This is a genomic window from Streptomyces sp. NBC_00090, assembly GCF_045160815.1.
GTDB lineage: Bacteria > Actinomycetota > Actinomycetes > Streptomycetales > Streptomycetaceae > Streptomyces.
In genome coordinates, this window is the sequence record NZ_CP108224.1 from 4639571 (window position 1) to 4655121 (window position 15551).

Here is a 15551-nt window from a genome sequence, read left to right on the forward strand (position 1 = left end):
GTCGCCGTCCGGTTCGGCGTACGCCGGTCCGGAGAACGGGCGGGGCCGTCGGTCCGGATCGTCGTACGCCGGTCGGGAGAACGAGCGCGGGTCTCAGTCCATGTCGTCGTACGCGTCGAGGAACTCGAAGCCCGAGCCGCCGCCGACGCGCGCCGCGAAGTCCTCGCGGCGATGTCCCTCGGTGACCACGACCCAGACCGTGACCTCGCCGGTCGCGCTGTCCCGTACGCCCCAGTCCTGGGCGAGCGCGCTGATGATGTTCAGCCCGCGTCCGCCGCGTGCGGTGACCGAGGGGGTGGACGGCACGGGCCTCGTCGGGCCACCGCCGTCCGTCACCTCGACCCGCAGGCCTCCCTGCGGGTCGACCCGCCAGGCCGCCCGGACATCGCCGTCGCCCCGCTCCGCCCTTCCCAGCGGCCTGCCGTAGCGACAGGCATTGCTGAGCAGCTCGGAAAGGATCAGTACCGCGTCGTCGACAACCGATTCGGACACCCCGCTGCGGTACAACTCGTCCCGCATCCGGTGTCTCGCCACACCCACGCCCGCAGGGCCATGGGGTACGGCCATGCTCGACGACGTGGGCACCTCCTGTGCCACCACCAACGCCACCCCCGAGACCTCCTTTGCCCCACGCCACGGTGTGGATGCCCCTCTGGACTGGACCGGAAACCGGCCAAGCCACGTGGCGTGTCGCACTCGTGACGATCGCGTACGCGCCGTACGCGCCGGTGCACTCCCCTTACCCCCGTGAAACGGGTGAAACCTGTGATGAACCGAGACGAACGGGGCGGTGGTCGGTGGGATCAGGCGCGGCCCAGCTGGGAGAGCACCTGCTTGGGGCGGTTGGTGATGATCGCGTCCACCCCCAGGCGCTCGCAGAGCTCGACGTCCTCGGGCTCGTCCACCGTCCAGACGTGGACCCGGTGACCGGCCTTCTGGAGCCGCAGGATCACGGCGGGGTGGTGGCGGACGATCCGGATCGAGGGGCCCGCGATGCGCGCGCCCGCGGGGAGCCGCCCGTCGCGCAGGCGCGGGGTGACGAACTGGGTGAGCGAGACGGTCGGCAGCGTCGGCGAGGCGGCTGCGATCCGGTGCAGGGACCGGGCCGAGAAGCTCATGACCCGTACGGGAGAGTCGGCGGGGGAGGCCGGCGCGTCGAGGCCGAACCGCTTCAGGAGCTGGAGGAGGCGCTCCTCGACCTGGCCCGCCCAGCGGGTGGGGTGTTTGGTCTCGATGGCCAGCTCGACCCGGCGCCCGGCGTCGGAGACGAGCTCCAGGAGGCGCTCCAGGGTCAGGACGGAGGTGTACTCGGGGTCGCCCCAGTCGGGGCTCTCCGAGGTGTTGTCCCGCTCCTCCCGCTCCTTCCACACGCCGAAGTCGAGCGCGGCGAGGTCGGCGAGTTCCAGGGCGGACACGGCGCCGCGACCGTTCGACGTACGGTTGACGCGTCGGTCGTGGACGCAGACGAGGTGGCCGTCGGCGGTGAGCCGGACGTCGCACTCCAGGGCGTCGGCGCCGTCCTCGATGGCCTTCACATAGGCGGCCAGGGTGTGTTCCGGGGCGTCCTCGGAGGCTCCGCGGTGGGCGACGACCTGGACGGGGGCGCTGTTCGGGTGCTGCCGTGCGTGAGTCACGGCGTCATGGTGCCATTGGCGGGGCGGGGCGGGCACACCGGAAGCTGTCCGTTCTGTCCGTATATAAAGGATGGGGTGCGGATGCACAGCTCCGCCTTACAGCGGCCTGACGCCCTATGGGAAAAGCTGGTGACAACAACCCTTGAGTCAGACATGACCATGACCGTGACCATCAACCAGGCATGACCACCCGCGCAGTGATCGAGCAGTCAACGAGGAGAGCGAGCTGTGAGCACCGAGAACGAGGGCACGGCGGTTCCGGAGGACCCGACTGCCCCGTCCGCCCCTCCGACGCCTCCGACGCCTCCCGTACCTGCGGCACCCCCGGCCGCGCCTGAGCCGGCGACGGCGGAGATCCCGGCGGCGGCTCCTGCCGCTCCGGCGCCTCCGGCGGCCGAGCCCGCGCCCCCGGCGGCGGCACATCCGGCCCCGGCCCCGCCCCCGGCACCGGAGCCCGAGCCGACGACGGTGCCGGTGACGGCAGCGGCGGCGGGGGCCGGTGGCTGGCCCCCGCCCCCGCCGGCCGTCCCGGCCTGGGGCGCGCCCGTCCCGCCCGTACCCGTCGCTCCCGAGGCGCCCCGCAAGCGGGCCGGCGGCATGCTCGCGGCCGTCCTGGTCGCGGCGCTCGTCGCGGGCGGGGTCGGCGGCGGCATCGGCTACTGGGCGGCCGAGCGCAGCGACAGCGGCAACGGATCGACCACGGTCTCCTCGGGCCAGGCACCGGCCTCCTTCAAGCGTGACCCCGGCACGGTCGCCGCGGTCGCGGCGAAGGCGCTGCCGAGCGTGGTCACCATCCAGGCGAAGTCCGGCGGAGCGCAGGGCGGCGAGAGCGAGGGCGGTACGGGCACCGGCTTCGTGTACGACCAGGAAGGCCACATCGTCACCAACAACCACGTGGTGGCATCGGCGGCGGAGGGCGGCACCCTCTCCGTGACCTTCTCCGACGGCAGGACGTACGACGCGGAGGTCGTCGGCCGTGCCCAGGGCTACGACGTGGCCGTCCTGAAGCTGAAGAGCGCCCCGAAGGGGCTGAAGCCGCTGCCCCTCGGCAACTCCGACCAGGTGGCGGTCGGCGACTCGACGATCGCGATCGGCGCGCCCTTCGGCCTGTCGAACACGGTGACGATGGGCATCATCAGCGCCAAGAACCGCCCGGTCGCCTCGGGTGACGGCTCGGGCGGCGGCAACTCGTACATGAGCGCCCTGCAGACCGACGCCTCGATCAACCCGGGCAACTCGGGCGGTCCGCTGCTCGACGCGAGCGGCGCGGTCATCGGTATCAACTCGGCCATCCAGTCCACCGGAAGCGGCTTCGGTCAGTCCCAGGCGGGCTCGATCGGCCTCGGCTTCGCGATCCCGGTCAACCAGGCGAACAACGTGGCTCAGCAGTTGATCAAGACGGGCAAGCCGGTCTACCCGGTGATCGGCGCGACCGTGAACATGACCGAGCAGGGCGAGGGGGCCACGATCGCGGCCCAGGGCTCGGGCGGCACCGCCTCGGTCACCCCGAACGGCCCGGCCGCGAAGGCGGGTCTGAAGGCCGGGGACGTGATCACGGGCTTCGGGGGCCACCAGATCGACAGCGGGCCCACGCTCATCAGCGAGATCTGGACCCACAAGCCGGGCGACTCGGTGAAGATCACGTACGAGCGGGACGGCAAGACGAACACGGCCACGGTCGTCCTCGGCGAGCGCACGGGCGACAGCTAGACGGCCGGCCGCACGGAAACGGCCTCGGAAGGGGGGAGGGGAGCACCGAACACCGGTGCTCCCCTCCCCCTTCCCGCCGATCCCCACGACGGCCCCCCAGCCGGTACTCTGTAGCCCGCTCCATCCCAGGTGGGCCGGGGCGAAGGTGGGTTGCCCGAGCGGCCTAAGGGAACGGTCTTGAAAACCGTCGTGGCAGCGATGTCACCGTGGGTTCAAATCCCACACCCACCGCTTTGCAGGTCAGAGAATTAGCAGGTCAGAGGGCGGGCCCCGGATGCCGGGGCCCGCCCTCCCTGCTCCCCCCGTCTCCCCCGTCTCCCCTCGTCTCACCCTGGAATGGCCGGACCGGGCCTTGAGCCGCGCCGCGTCCCACGGCGTGCGGTACTTCGTAAGACCGCACCCGTCCGCCCATGGCCGCGCGGAACAGCCGGCCGTCGTCGGCCACTCTTCCGATTCGGGTGTTTCTTCGGTCTGCGCCATCCAGGGGGCATTCACTGCCCGCCTGCCCAATTCCGCAACAACCGCATTTCAGCTGAGGCAGATTACTGCTGTGGCGAATTGCCGGTGGTGGGCGGCGACCGACGAAAGGCGTGACAGGAGGGATTGACTGAATTGGCGGTGGATGGTCACACGGATGGGGGGCAGTCAGTCGGCTCAATGTTTATCGTACATTCCTTGATGCATATTGGTTGATTCCAGTGACATGGCCCGAGTGAATCGTCGCCGAGGTCGGATGCCTGCGTAATATGCCGCCGACAGAAGAGGCGATTCCGTTTGACGAGGAACGCCGGACGCCACCACCCCATTCAGGAGTTGGCTCCTCGATGACACTGAACATCCCTGATGCGCCGCAAAGGCGCACAATGACGGCCTGGATCGCGGGTGTACTCACCCTGCTGGTCGCTGTGGCCGTCGTGGCAGTGACGCCTACACGAGCAAATGCAGCAACAGCTGTTCCGTTGGGTACTGCGCAAAGCTTCGCGGTACTGGCCGGTTCGACGGTCACCAACGAAGGTAATTCTGTGATCACCGGAGATATCGGTGTGTCCCCGGGAACAGCCATTACGGGATTCCCGCCCGGGACGGTGGTTGACGGGACGATCTACGCAGGCGCGGCGGCTGCAGGAGCGAAGGACGATCTTGCCACGGCGTACGACAACGCCTTCGGCCAGCCCACGGAATTCAACCTTTCCCCGGCGCCCGTGACTCCCACGCTGGTTCCGGGCACCTACGCCGTCGAGTCCGGTCTCCTGGTCAACGGGACGTGGACCCTGGATGCCCAGAACAACCCCGATGCCATCTGGGTGTTCAAGGTTCCTGCGGGACTCACCACGGCAACCGGGAGCAGCATCGTCCTTCAGAACGGCGCTCAGGCCTGCAACGTGTTCTGGGTGACCGACGAATCGGCCACGCTGGGATCCGGCTCAACCTTCGTGGGCACCCTCATGGCGCTCACCGCGATCACTGTCAACAGTGGGGCGACCATCGAGGGCCGTGTGCTGGCCCGCACCGCGGCCGTGACGCTGAACAACAACGTGATCACCAGGCCGGAGTGTGAAGACACCACCACCACGACCACCGGCGACGCCGCGACGGGTGATACCGCTACGGGTGACGCCACGACGGGTGATGCCGCGACCGGCGACGCTGCCACGGGTGATGCCGCGACCGGTGACGCCGCCACGGGTGACGCCGCTACGGGTGACGCTGCGACCGGTGACGCTGCTACGGGTGATGCCGCTACGGGTGACGCTGCGACCGGCGATGCCGCCACGGGTGACGCCGCGACCGGTGACGCCGCTACGGGTGACGCTGCGACCGGCGATGCCGCCACGGGTGACGCTGCCACCGGTGACGCCGCTACGGGCGATGCCGCGACCGGTGACGCTGCGACCGGCGACGCTGCCACGGGTGACGCTGCGACCGGTGACGCCGCCACGGGTGACGCTGCGACCGGTGACGCCGCCACGGGTGACGCCGCGACCGGCGACGCTGCCACGGGCGATGCCGCCACGGGTGACGCTGCCACCGGTGACGCCGCTACGGGTGACGCCGCGACCGGTGACGCCGCCACGGGCGGGCACGACACGGGCGGGCATGACACTGGCGGGCACGACACGGGCGGATACGGCGACTGCGCGTGCGACTCCCCCGTGAAGCCGGGGAAGCCGGGCCACCACGACGGGCCGGGCCACCACGACGGGCCGTACCACCACGTCGGGCCGTTCCTCCACAACGTGCACGAGGCGCACGTTCCGCACTGAATGTGAGACGGGTGGTGCGCGGCGGAGCGTCGTCAGTTCCGTCGCGCGCCGCCCGCGGAAGCAGGAGCAGCAGGTGCGAACAGTCAGGATGGGAAGGACCGGGTGGGGCCGTGCTGAGCGGTGCTGAATCGACAAACGTGGAGTCTCCGCAGCGGGACGGCGCTGAGCCGGCAGCGCAGGACAGCGGCGGGGGACCGGGTGGCACCCGTGAGACCTCAGGGCCACCCCGCCCGCTGAGCGCTGGAACAGGAGCCGCGGTAGCCCTGTGCCTGGCAGTGACCCTGGTTCATGTACTCCTGGTGTTCCTGTACGTGGCGCCTCCGAACGCCATCTCGAAGGCGTACAGCCAGCAGGTCAACGCATGGGTCCGGCCCGTGTTCGAGCAGAACTGGCGGCTCTTCGCCCCGAATCCCCAGTCCGTCAACCGGCAGATCTCGGCGAGGATCAAGCACACAGCACCGGACGGCACCGCACAGGTGAGTGGCTGGATCGATCTGACCGCTGCGGACGACTCCGCCGTCAAGCACAACGTCTTCCCGAGCCATACGGCACAGAACATGCTGCGCCAGGCCTGGAACTCGTACCTCAAAACGCACGGCAGCGACAACCGGCCGCGCTCGGAGCGGGCTCTGATGATCGAGAAGTATCTGCGCAACATCGCAGCAGATCGCGTCGCCGCCCAACACAGCGGCACCTTCGAATCCATCCAGCTGCGGGTGATCTCGCGGCATATCGCCGCGCCCGGCGAGGCGGTTGAACCCCGCCCGGCCGCAGCGGCACCGACGCGGTCCGAAACCCGGTATCTGCCCTGGTGGAAGGTGGCCTCGCATGGAACGGACTGAGCGCGAACCGGTCGTGGCGCCGAAAGTGGTCGTGGCGCCGAAAGTGTCGGAACGTACCGCCGAGCGGGCAGTCGTACGCATGCCGCAGCGCGTACTCGACCGGGTCCATGCGTTCCTCGTCCTTCTGACCGAGCGGCCGGTGTCTCTTTATGCGGCGGCGGTGCTGCGCATCGGGTACGGGCTGCTCTATCTCGTCTTCCTGCTCCGTGAGTTTCCCCACCGCGACGAGATGTGGGGCCCCGGGTCACCGTGGACGCCCACGCTGGCCAGGCAGTTGTTCGACCAGAGCGGGTGGGCCAGCATCCTCACCCTGTCCGACAGCCGGGTGTACTTCGAGGTCTGCTACGCCGCGGCTCTGGTCACGTGTGCGCTGTTCCTGCTGGGCTGGCGGACGCGGGCGGTGTCCGTGCTGTTCGCGGTCGTGGTGGTGTCCTTCCACGCCAGGGCGCTCTTCATGGCGGACGGCGGGGACAATCTCATGGTCCTCATGGCTGTCTACCTGGTCTTCACCGCGTGTGGCCGGCGCTGGTCCCTCGACGCCCGCAGGGCCCGGCTCCAGGCGTCGGCGGGCAGGACGGCAGACCCGCGGGGCGACGGTCTCCGGCGCCATCTCGGCGACGCACGCATCGTCCTGACCACGGTGCTGCACAACTGCGGCATGTTCGTCATCGCCGCCCAGGTCTGCTTCCTCTACGGATGCGCGGGCCTGTACAAGGTCCAGGGCCCCAAGTGGGGTGATGGGACCGCCCTCCACTACGTCCTGAACATCGACCTGTTCCGGCCCTGGCCCGAGCTTTCCCAGATGGTCGCCGGCCAGCACATGCTGATTGCCGTCGTCGGCTATCTGACGGTGCTGGTGCAGGTCGCCTTTCCGTTCGTCCTGTTCGGCAGGCTCAAATACCCTGTTCTGATCCTGCTGTTGGGCATGCACCTGAATATCGCGGTGCTCATGGGACTGCCACTCTTCTCCGGCGCGATGATCGTCGCGGATGCCGCATTCCTGCCGGACCGCTTCTACCTCGCCCTGGGAAGGCTGTGGCGGCGTACTTTCCAGCGCACAGGGGGCACGGGAGCGGCAGCCCCGGTCGGGACAGCACCCGCGGTGGTGCCGCCGCAGCCCTCATCGGAGTAGGGGTCAGCGGTCCGGATTCCCTCGCATGTGGGCTGGGAGAGAGCAGGTGGCCGTGCCGCCCGGCAGGCGATGGCGGTTCTTCGCGACAACCCGGTAGACGCCGTGTGCCATCCAGTTGACGGGTGGCACCCGAAGAGCAAGCCCGAGCCACCGCCAGCGCCTTCGTCCGCACATCAGCACGGCGGAGAGGGCGCGTGGTCCACCGTGGACCTTGCCGCCGACCGGGCTGATCCAGAGGACCTCGCGGTCGGCTCTGGCTTCGGTGACGTCCAGGGCGGCGAGGTCGGCGTACTGCCAGGGGACGAATTGCACACGCGGCTGAACGATGCGCCGAACGATCTCGATCGTTCTGCCGCAGAAACCGCAGTCTCCGTCAAACAACAGAATCGGCTGGCTGGCCATCTGGGCTCCATTTCTCGACGTGCTGCGCTGAAGAACTTCAGTGTGCGGCGATCAAAAGCCGATCGACGGGCAACACGACCTACGGAGCGCCGATCAGAAGGGCGCCTCTCGCCAAGGGCGCCCCTCTCGCCAAGGGCGCCTCTCACCAGGGGCGCCCTTCGTCGTGGGGGCCGGAGGGGCGGGGATATCCGCGTGCTGGTGGCGTTCGCTCGCGCGTAGGGTCCGGGGAATCATCGTTGGAAGGGGTTCTTGGCGTGGTGCGGATCGTGCTCGTTCAGGGGGACATCACCGCCGAGGCGGTGGACGCGGTGGTCAACGCCGCGAACTCGTCGTTGCTCGGGGGCGGCGGCGTCGACGGGGCCATTCACCGCAAGGGCGGTCCGGAGATCCTCGCCGCCTGCCAGGACCTGCGCCGCTCGCACTACGGCAAGGGGCTGCAGACCGGCCGGGCCGTCGTGACCACGGCGGGGCGGCTGCCGGCCAGGCATGTGATCCACACCGTCGGGCCGGTCTGGTCGCGCGACGAGGACCGGTCCGCGCTGCTCGCCTCCTGCTACCGCGAATCCCTGCGGGTAGCCGACGAGTTGGGTGCCCGTACGGTCGCGTTCCCGGCCATCTCCACCGGGATCTACGGCTGGCCGATGGAGGACGGCGCCCGGATCGCCGTGGAGACCGTACGGGCCGCCCCGACCGAGGTGGAGGAAGTGCGGTTCGTGCTGTTCGACGCGGCGGCGTACGCGGCCTTCGAGGCCGCGGTGGGCAGGCGGGACGTTCCGTAGAACGTTTATGCCCGGTGCGTGAAGGTGCTCGATTTCGCCGCGCCGGAGACTCGCCGTGCCGTCTTTCCGAGAGAAGGATTGGCGGAAAATCTGCCGGAACGCTTCCTCCCTTACCGTGCACGGATTTCCCCGGCCACGCCCCCTCTCCGACCGTGTGAGCTGCGCCGTTCCCGCTTCGCCGGGGTTTATCGACCTGTCCTCACGCTTGCGGGGGAATAAGCCGCTCCGGGGTGGTTCGCCGGGGATTCGGTGGGCAACTCTGGATTCGCGACGTCGAGCACAACGATCGAGGCGGTCGGCCAACTGCCTTGGTAATAGCCGTAGTTCAGAGCAGTTCTCTCGGTATTTCTCTGCAGTTCCGTGCAAAGCACCAGTTTCAGTTCCCGGAGGAACAGACATGGCAAGCATCCGTACCGCCCGCGTCCTCGCCGCTGCCGCCGCCCTGCCCCTCGCCGCCGCGCTCTTCACCGGGGTGGCACAGGCCGACAACGGTGGGTTCGCGGACGACGGATCGAACACGAGCGTCGCCACGATCATCGGCAGTGGTGTGGGCGGGGACAACAACGGAAACTCGACCACCACTCAGCAGGTGGCGACCGGTTCCGGTGCCTCCAACCAGAACAACACGGCGAGCGTGAACGGCTCCGCGTTCACCCACATCGACCAGTCGAACGCGGTGGTGAACTTCTACCCGTGGTGGTAGTCGGCAGCAGCACGGGAGCCGGCCCGATGGGGGGCACGACCGCGGTGTGAACGACGGCCCGCACGCCGGTACTTCGGTACCGGGGTGCGGGCCGCGTCGCGTTCGCGACGGGCCGTGGGCGCGAGAACCGCGGGGTGTGCGTCCGTGGCATGCCGCCGCGCGGCGTGCGGTCGCCGACCTTGACAGAGGTCCTGAATCTGACGGACAGTCAGAAACCTCAGTCGTCCCACGGGAGGCCGTCGCCGTGCACCTCGCCCCGACCGAGCGGCAGCTGCGGCTGCGCGCCGAACTCCGCGCGTACTTCCGCGAGGTGATGCCCGACGGCCCGCCTCCCCCCGACGACACCGCCGCCCAGCGACGGCTGCTCCGCCGGATCGGGGCCGACGGGCTGCTCGGGCTCGGCTGGCCCGAGGAGTACGGCGGCCAGGGGCGCGGTCCCGACGAGCAGTTCGTCTTCTTCGACGAGGCCTACCGGGCGGGCGCCCCCGTCTCCATGGTCACCCTCAACACCGTCGGACCCACCCTGATGAGGTACGGGTCCGAGGAGCAGAAGGCCTCGTTCCTGCCCCGGATCCTGCGCGGCGAGATCGTCTTCGCCATCGGCTACAGCGAGCCCGAGGCCGGCACGGACCTCGCCTCCCTCCGGACGCGCGCGGTGCGGGACGGGGCGGACTGGCTGATCGACGGGCAGAAGATCTTCACCTCCAACGCCCAGAACGCGGACTGGATCTGGCTCGCCTGTCGCACCGACCCCGACGCGCCGCCGCACCGGGGCATCTCCATCGTCCTGGTCCCCACCGACGCCCCCGGTTTCTCGTGGACCCCGATCGCGACCGTCGGCGGGCTGACGACGACGGCCACCTACTACGACGGGATACGCGTCCCCGCCGGGAACCTCGTCGGGCCGGAGCACGGCGGCTGGGGGCTCATCACCGAGCAGCTGAACCACGAGCGGGTCGCGCTCGCCGCGATCGGGATGCAGGCCGAGGACTTCTTCGCGGCCGCGCTCGATCGCGCACGTACCCCCGATCCGGTGACGGGCGGGCGGCGCATTGACGAGCCGTGGGTACGGATTCGGGCCGCCGAGGCGCATGCCCGTCTGGCGGCGACGCGCCTGCTCAACTGGCGTCTGGTGGGGGACGTGGGGGCCGGCCGACTGGCCCCGGGGGACGCGAGCGGCGTGAAGTTCGCGGGAACCGAATCGGCGGTCGAGGTGTATCGAATATGTCAGGAGATCGCGGGCGGGGCGGGGACGGTACGGGCGGGGTCGCCGGGGGAGTTCGACGGCGGCGAGCTGGAGCGCATGAACCGGGCCGCGCAGATCAACACCTTCGGGGGAGGGGTGAGCGAGGTGCAGCGCGAGATCGTCGCGAGGATGCGGCTCGGCATGAAGGGGAGGGGGCGGCGATGAGCGGTACGGAGCGGGGGGCGACGAGCGGTGCGGAGCGAGGTGCGCAGCGGCCCGAGGACTCGCTGTACGAGCGGCTCGCCGCCTACGCGGGGCGGTCCGCCGCCACCGCTGGCGTCGGCAAGGACCCGGTCAACCTGCCCATGATCAGGCACTGGTGCGAGGCCATGGGAGACGCCCACCCGGCGTACGAGGGGCCGGACGCGGTCGCGCCCCCGACCATGCTCCAGGCCTGGACGATGGGCGGGCTCTCCGGGCACAGCGACCGCTCCGAGGCGTACGACGAGCTGTTCGCGCTCCTCGACGGCGCCGGGTACACCTCGGTGGTCGCGACCGACTGCGAGCAGGAGTACCTGCGACCGCTGCGGCCCGGGGACGCGATCACCTTCGACGCCGTCATCGAGTCCGTGTCGCCGCGCAAGACGACCAAGCTCGGCACCGGGCACTTCGTCACGACCCGGATGGACGTCCGGGCGGACGGCGAGCTCGCGGGGACCCACCGCTTCAGGATCCTCAAGTACGCCCCCGCCGGACGCCCCCCTGAGCGCGCGGCACCGGCCCCGAAGCCCGCCGCCGGCGCGCCCCGGCGGCCCCGCCCGGTGATCAACCGGGACAACGCCGGGTTCTGGGAGGGCGTGGCCGCGCACCGGCTGCTCGTCCAGCGCTGCGGCGACTGCGCGACCCTCCGCTTCCCCTGGCTGCCGGGGTGCGCCGACTGCGGCTCGCGGGAGTGGGACACGATCGAGGCGAGCGGCGCCGGGACCGTCTTCTCGTACGTGGTGATGCACCACCCGCCCTTCCCGGCCTTCGACCCCCCGTACGCGGTCGGGCTGATCGAACTCGCCGAGGGCGTGCGGATCGTGAGCAACGTGGTGGGTGTGCCGTACGACAAGGTCCGGATCGGGATGCCGGTGCGGCTGGAGTTCCTGCGGGCCGACGAGGAGCTGGAGCTCCCCGTCTTCCGTGCGGAAGGGGAGGGCTGACATGGACTTCACCCCCACCGAGGAGCAGGAGGCCGCCCGGGACCTGGCCGCGCGGATCTTCGGCGACCTCGCCACCCACGAGCGGCTCGCGGCAGCGGGCAGCGGCAGCGACGCCGAGCTGTGGAAGGCGCTGTGCGGGGCCGGCCTGCCCGGCGCCGTCGAGGAGATCGGACTGCTCGGGCTCGTCCTCCTCCTGGAGGAGCAGGGGCGTACGACGGCCCAGGTGCCGTTCGCCGCGAGCTGTGCGTACGGGATCCTCGCCGTCTCCCGGCACGGCTCCGACGAGCAGCGCGCCCGGCTCCTGCCGGGCCTCCGCGACGGTACGACGGTGGTGACGGGCGCCTTCCCGGCGAGCGGCTCGGTCATTGTGACCGGTTCGGTCGAGGCGCGCGAGGGGCGGCTCAGCGGGGTCGTCGACTGGGTGCCGTGGCTCCGGGACGCCACCCACGTCCTCGTACCGGACGCGGAGCGCGGACTGTGGCTCGTCCGTACCGAGGACGCGGCCCGGATCGAGACCGTCGAGCTCACCGCGCCCTGGTCCGCGGGGCGGCTCGTGCTCGACGGCGCGGCGGGGGAGCGGCTGGGCAGCGGCCCCGGCGCCTACGCGGACGTGCTGGCCGCCGCCCGGGTCGCCTTCGCCGGGCTTCAGGCCGGGGTCTGCGCCGGGTCCCTCGCCAGGGCCGTGGAGTACACCTCCGTACGGGAGCAGTTCGGGCGGCCGCTCTCCACCCACCAGGCGGTCCAGCTGCGCGCCGCCGACGCCCACATGGACACCGAGGCCATCCGGGTCACGGCCTACGAGGCGGCCTGGCGCCACGACGAGGGCCTGGACGCCACCGGTGCCGCGCTGACCGCCGCCTGGTGGGCCTCGGAGGCGGGGAAGCGCGTCGTGCACGCAGGGCAGCACCTCCACGGCGGCATGGGGGCCGACCTCGACCACCCCGTCCACCGGCACTTCCTGTGGGGCCGACAGCTCGACGCCTACCTGGGCTGCGGCACCGAACTCCTCGCCGAACTGGGCGACCTCCTCGCGAAGGGAGACCTGTCATGAGGCCCGGGGACGAGCTGCCGCCGCTGACGATCCCGATCACCCGCACCCTGATCGTCGCCGGGGCCGTCGCCTCCCGCGACTACCAGGACGTGCACCACGACGCCGAACTGGCCCGGGAGAAGGGCTCCCCGGACATCTTCATGAACATCCTCACGACCAACGGGCTCGTCGGCCGGTACGTCACCGACCACTTCGGCCCCCGGGCCGTCCTCCGCAAGGTCGCGATCCGGCTCGGCGCCCCCAACCACCCCGGGGACACGATGACCCTGAGCGGCACGGTCACCGAGGTGGCCGGCGAGACGGCCACGGTCCGGGTCGTCGGGGCCAACGGCCTGGGGAACCACGTCACCGGGACGGTCACCGTGGACGTGGAGGTGGCGCGATGAGCGTCCGTACCAGGGACAGCCTCGGCGGGCGGGCGGCCGTCGTCGGCATCGGGGCGACGGAGTTCTCCAAGGACTCGGGCCGCAGCGAACTCTCCCTCGCGGTCGAGGCGGTCCGGGCGGCCCTCGACGACGCCGGGCTCGCCCCCGGCGACGTCGACGGCCTGGTCACCTTCACCATGGACACCAACCCCGAGATCACCGTCGCCCAGGCCTCCGGCATCGGCGAGCTGTCGTTCTTCTCCCGCGTGCACTACGGGGGCGGGGCCGCCTGCGCCACCGTCCAGCAGGCCGCGCTCGCCGTCGCCGCCGGGGTCGCCGAAGTCGTCGTCTGCTACCGGGCGTTCAACGAGCGCTCCGGGCGCCGCTTCGGCTCCGGCGTCCAGCAGCGCGAGCCCTCCGCCGAGGGCGCCGCGCTCGGCTGGCAGCTCCCCTTCGGGCTGCTCACTCCGGCGTCCTGGGTCGCCATGGCCGCCCAGCGATACCTGCACACCTACGGACTGACCCCGGACGCCTTCGGCCATGTCGCCGTCACCGACCGGCGGCACGCGGCCCGCAACCCCGCCGCGTACTTCCACGGCAAGCCGATCACCCTCGCCGACCACGCCGCCTCGCGCTGGATCGTCGAGCCGCTGCGGCTCCTCGACTGCTGCCAGGAGACCGACGGCGGTCAGGCGATCGTCGTCACCTCCGTCGAGCGCGCCCGCGACCTGCCCAGGCCGCCCGCCGTGATCCTGGCGGCGGCGCAGGGCGCCGGACGGAAGCAGGAGGCCATGACCAGCTTCTACCGGGACGAGTTGACCGGGCTGCCGGAGATGGGCGTGGTCGCACGGCAGCTCTGGCGGACCTCCGGGCTCGCACCGGACGACATCGACGTCGGCATCCTCTACGACCACTTCACCCCGTTCGTACTGATGCAGTTGGAGGAGTTCGGCTTCTGCGGACCGGGGGAGGCGGCGGACTTCGTCGCCGCCGACGCCCTCCCGCTGAACACCCACGGAGGTCAGCTCGGCGAGGCCTATCTGCACGGCATGAACGGCATCGCGGAGGCGGTGCGGCAGCTCCGCGGCACCTCGGTGAACCAGATACCCGGCGCGGCCCGGACCTTGGTCACGGCGGGTACCGGGGTTCCCACGTCCGGGTTGATCCTGGGCACGGACGGCTGAGACGACGGCCCCAGCGGTGGCCGGGCGGCGCGGGCGGCCCTTCACTCGCGCCATGAGCACAAACGCACCACCCTCGCCGACACCGACACCGACACCGACACCGACACCCGCACGGTCATTGCCGCCGTCGCCGCCGCCGGTGTCCGCCTGTCCGCCGCGCTCGCGGTCCGCGCCGCCTCCCGGGGCGCGGGCCGTGGTCACCGCCCTGGTCGTGGCGGCGGCCGGCGCGGCCCTCCTCGCCGGCCCGGCCGCGGCCGCTCCCGCCTCGGCTCCCGCGGCCTCACCTCCCGCCGCTCCCGCTCCGATCGCTCCCGCTCACGCCCCCGCTCCGATCGCCCCCGCTCACGCCTCCGCCGCTCCCGCGCCGCACTTCGCGGGCAAGGCCTTCGACACCTGCGAGGCGCCGTCCCTCGCGGTGATGAAGGCCTGGCGCAGCTCCCCGTACGGGGCGGTCGGGGTCTACTTCGGGGGCCGGGGCCGGGGCTGTCCGACGCAGAAGGAGCTGAGCCCGGCCTGGCTCGCCTCGGTCCACGCCATGGGCTGGCGGGTGCTCCCGCTCTTCGTCGGCTCCCAGGCGCCGTGCGTCCACGCCGCCGCCAAGCGGCCGTACGCCATCGGCCGAGAACCCTGGAGCCAGGGCACGCGGGAGGCCGGCGAGGCGGTACAGGCGGCACGGGCCCTGGGGATCGGCACGAGCAGCCCGCTCTACCTCGACATCGAGTCCTTCCGGGTGGAGGACGCGGGCTGCGCCGCGACGACCCTCTCCTTCGTCCGCGCCTGGAACCGGGAGGTGCGGCGACTCGGCTATCTGCCCGGCTACTACAGCAGCGCGGAGACGGGGGTGCGGCACATCGAGGAGGAACGCAGGGCGGGTACGGAGGACCTGCCGTCCGTGATGTGGTTCGCGCGCTGGCGCGGGAGCCCCGCGCTGTACGCGGAGGCGGTGCTGCACCCGCAGGCCTGGATGCCGCACGGCCGGATCCATCAGTACGCGGGCAACGTCAGCGAGTCGTACGGTGGACGCCGGATGGTGATCGACCGCAACGCGGTGGACGCACCCGTCGCCCGCGTCACGACGACCTGAACCCGCCGCC

The 15551-nt window shown here is 71.1% G+C and carries 15 protein-coding genes and 1 tRNA gene; 13 read left to right on the top strand and 3 right to left on the bottom strand.

Annotation, left to right across the window (positions count from 1 at the left end; genetic code table 11):
• Window positions 1-93: 93 nt before the first annotated feature.
• Window positions 94-696 (bottom strand): ATP-binding protein, encoded by a 603-nt coding sequence (locus OG361_RS20670; protein ID WP_405855616.1) that lies wholly within the window; start codon window positions 694-696, stop codon window positions 94-96.
• A gap of 107 nt (window positions 697-803) precedes the next feature.
• On the bottom strand, window positions 804-1634 hold the full coding sequence (locus tag OG361_RS20675) for a glycerophosphodiester phosphodiesterase (protein WP_384569082.1): 831 nt from the start codon (window positions 1632-1634) through the stop codon (window positions 804-806).
• Between the two features lie 228 nt (window positions 1635-1862).
• On the opposite strand from OG361_RS20675, the gene OG361_RS20680 reads away from it, so the two are divergent.
• The 5 genes from OG361_RS20680 to OG361_RS20700 all read left to right on the top strand — a co-directional run bounded on the left by OG361_RS20680 (window position 1863) and on the right by OG361_RS20700 (window position 7582).
• A complete protein-coding gene (locus OG361_RS20680; RefSeq protein WP_405855618.1) occupies window positions 1863-3344 on the top strand; it encodes a S1C family serine protease in 1482 nt (493 codons plus the stop codon).
• A gap of 144 nt (window positions 3345-3488) precedes the next feature.
• Window positions 3489-3575: transfer RNA gene (locus tag OG361_RS20685), tRNA-Ser, on the top strand.
• Between the two features lie 593 nt (window positions 3576-4168).
• Window positions 4169-5608, top strand: coding sequence for an ice-binding family protein (locus OG361_RS20690; RefSeq protein WP_405855620.1), 1440 nt, complete (start codon window positions 4169-4171; stop codon window positions 5606-5608).
• 299 nt (window positions 5609-5907) lie between these two features.
• On the top strand, window positions 5908-6450 hold the full coding sequence (locus OG361_RS20695; RefSeq protein WP_405855622.1) for a DUF5819 family protein: 543 nt from the start codon (window positions 5908-5910) through the stop codon (window positions 6448-6450).
• Between the two features lie 79 nt (window positions 6451-6529).
• A complete protein-coding gene (locus OG361_RS20700) occupies window positions 6530-7582 on the top strand; it encodes an HTTM domain-containing protein (RefSeq protein WP_405862362.1) in 1053 nt (350 codons plus the stop codon).
• A gap of 3 nt (window positions 7583-7585) precedes the next feature.
• On the opposite strand, the gene OG361_RS20705 is transcribed toward OG361_RS20700, so the two are convergent.
• Window positions 7586-7984: a thiol-disulfide oxidoreductase DCC family protein gene (locus OG361_RS20705; protein ID WP_405855624.1), complete on the bottom strand. Its 399-nt coding sequence runs from the start codon at window positions 7982-7984 to the stop codon at window positions 7586-7588.
• A 254-nt stretch (window positions 7985-8238) separates the two neighbouring features.
• On the opposite strand from OG361_RS20705, the gene OG361_RS20710 reads away from it, so the two are divergent.
• The 8 genes from OG361_RS20710 (at window position 8239) to OG361_RS20745 (ending at window position 15541) form a co-directional block, all read left to right on the top strand.
• A complete protein-coding gene (locus OG361_RS20710) occupies window positions 8239-8763 on the top strand; it encodes an O-acetyl-ADP-ribose deacetylase (protein WP_405855626.1) in 525 nt (174 codons plus the stop codon).
• 397 nt (window positions 8764-9160) lie between these two features.
• Window positions 9161-9466: a hypothetical protein gene (locus OG361_RS20715; RefSeq protein WP_055642378.1), complete on the top strand. Its 306-nt coding sequence runs from the start codon at window positions 9161-9163 to the stop codon at window positions 9464-9466.
• Window positions 9467-9710: 244 nt separating this feature from the next.
• Window positions 9711-10877, top strand: a complete 1167-nt coding sequence (locus tag OG361_RS20720; RefSeq protein WP_405855629.1) for an acyl-CoA dehydrogenase family protein — start codon at window positions 9711-9713, stop codon at window positions 10875-10877.
• Window positions 10874-11857 carry a bifunctional MaoC family dehydratase N-terminal/OB-fold nucleic acid binding domain-containing protein gene (locus OG361_RS20725; RefSeq protein ID WP_405855631.1) on the top strand — a complete coding sequence of 328 codons (984 nt, stop codon included), beginning with the start codon at window positions 10874-10876 and terminating at the stop codon, window positions 11855-11857. The genes OG361_RS20720 and OG361_RS20725 overlap by 4 nt, the downstream gene beginning before the upstream one ends.
• A 1-nt stretch (window position 11858) precedes the next feature.
• A complete protein-coding gene (locus OG361_RS20730; protein ID WP_405855633.1) occupies window positions 11859-12908 on the top strand; it encodes an acyl-CoA dehydrogenase family protein in 1050 nt (349 codons plus the stop codon).
• Window positions 12905-13294: a MaoC family dehydratase gene (locus tag OG361_RS20735; protein WP_405855635.1), complete on the top strand. Its 390-nt coding sequence runs from the start codon at window positions 12905-12907 to the stop codon at window positions 13292-13294. Before OG361_RS20730 ends, OG361_RS20735 begins: the two co-directional genes overlap by 4 nt.
• Complete coding sequence (locus OG361_RS20740) at window positions 13291-14457, top strand: lipid-transfer protein (protein ID WP_405855637.1); 1167 nt, start codon at window positions 13291-13293, stop codon at window positions 14455-14457. The genes OG361_RS20735 and OG361_RS20740 overlap by 4 nt, the downstream gene beginning before the upstream one ends.
• 193 nt (window positions 14458-14650) lie before the next feature.
• A complete protein-coding gene (locus tag OG361_RS20745) occupies window positions 14651-15541 on the top strand; it encodes a DUF1906 domain-containing protein (RefSeq protein WP_405855639.1) in 891 nt (296 codons plus the stop codon).
• The last annotated feature ends 10 nt before the right edge of the window (window positions 15542-15551 follow it).

Excerpts from the sequence above, each read along its gene's own strand:
- OG361_RS20705 (WP_405855624.1), bottom strand. The coding sequence starts at position 7,984 with ATGGCCAGCCAGCCGATTCTGTTGTTTGACGGAGACTGCGGTTTCTGC.
- OG361_RS20725 (WP_405855631.1), top strand. The coding sequence starts at position 10,874 with ATGAGCGGTACGGAGCGGGGGGCGACGAGCGGTGCGGAGCGAGGTGCG.
- OG361_RS20735 (WP_405855635.1), top strand. The coding sequence starts at position 12,905 with ATGAGGCCCGGGGACGAGCTGCCGCCGCTGACGATCCCGATCACCCGC.
- OG361_RS20740 (WP_405855637.1), top strand. The coding sequence starts at position 13,291 with ATGAGCGTCCGTACCAGGGACAGCCTCGGCGGGCGGGCGGCCGTCGTC.
- OG361_RS20730 (WP_405855633.1), top strand. The coding sequence starts at position 11,859 with ATGGACTTCACCCCCACCGAGGAGCAGGAGGCCGCCCGGGACCTGGCC.
- OG361_RS20715 (WP_055642378.1), top strand. The coding sequence starts at position 9,161 with ATGGCAAGCATCCGTACCGCCCGCGTCCTCGCCGCTGCCGCCGCCCTG.
- OG361_RS20690 (WP_405855620.1), top strand. The coding sequence starts at position 4,169 with ATGACACTGAACATCCCTGATGCGCCGCAAAGGCGCACAATGACGGCC.
- OG361_RS20700 (WP_405862362.1), top strand. The coding sequence starts at position 6,530 with ATGCCGCAGCGCGTACTCGACCGGGTCCATGCGTTCCTCGTCCTTCTG.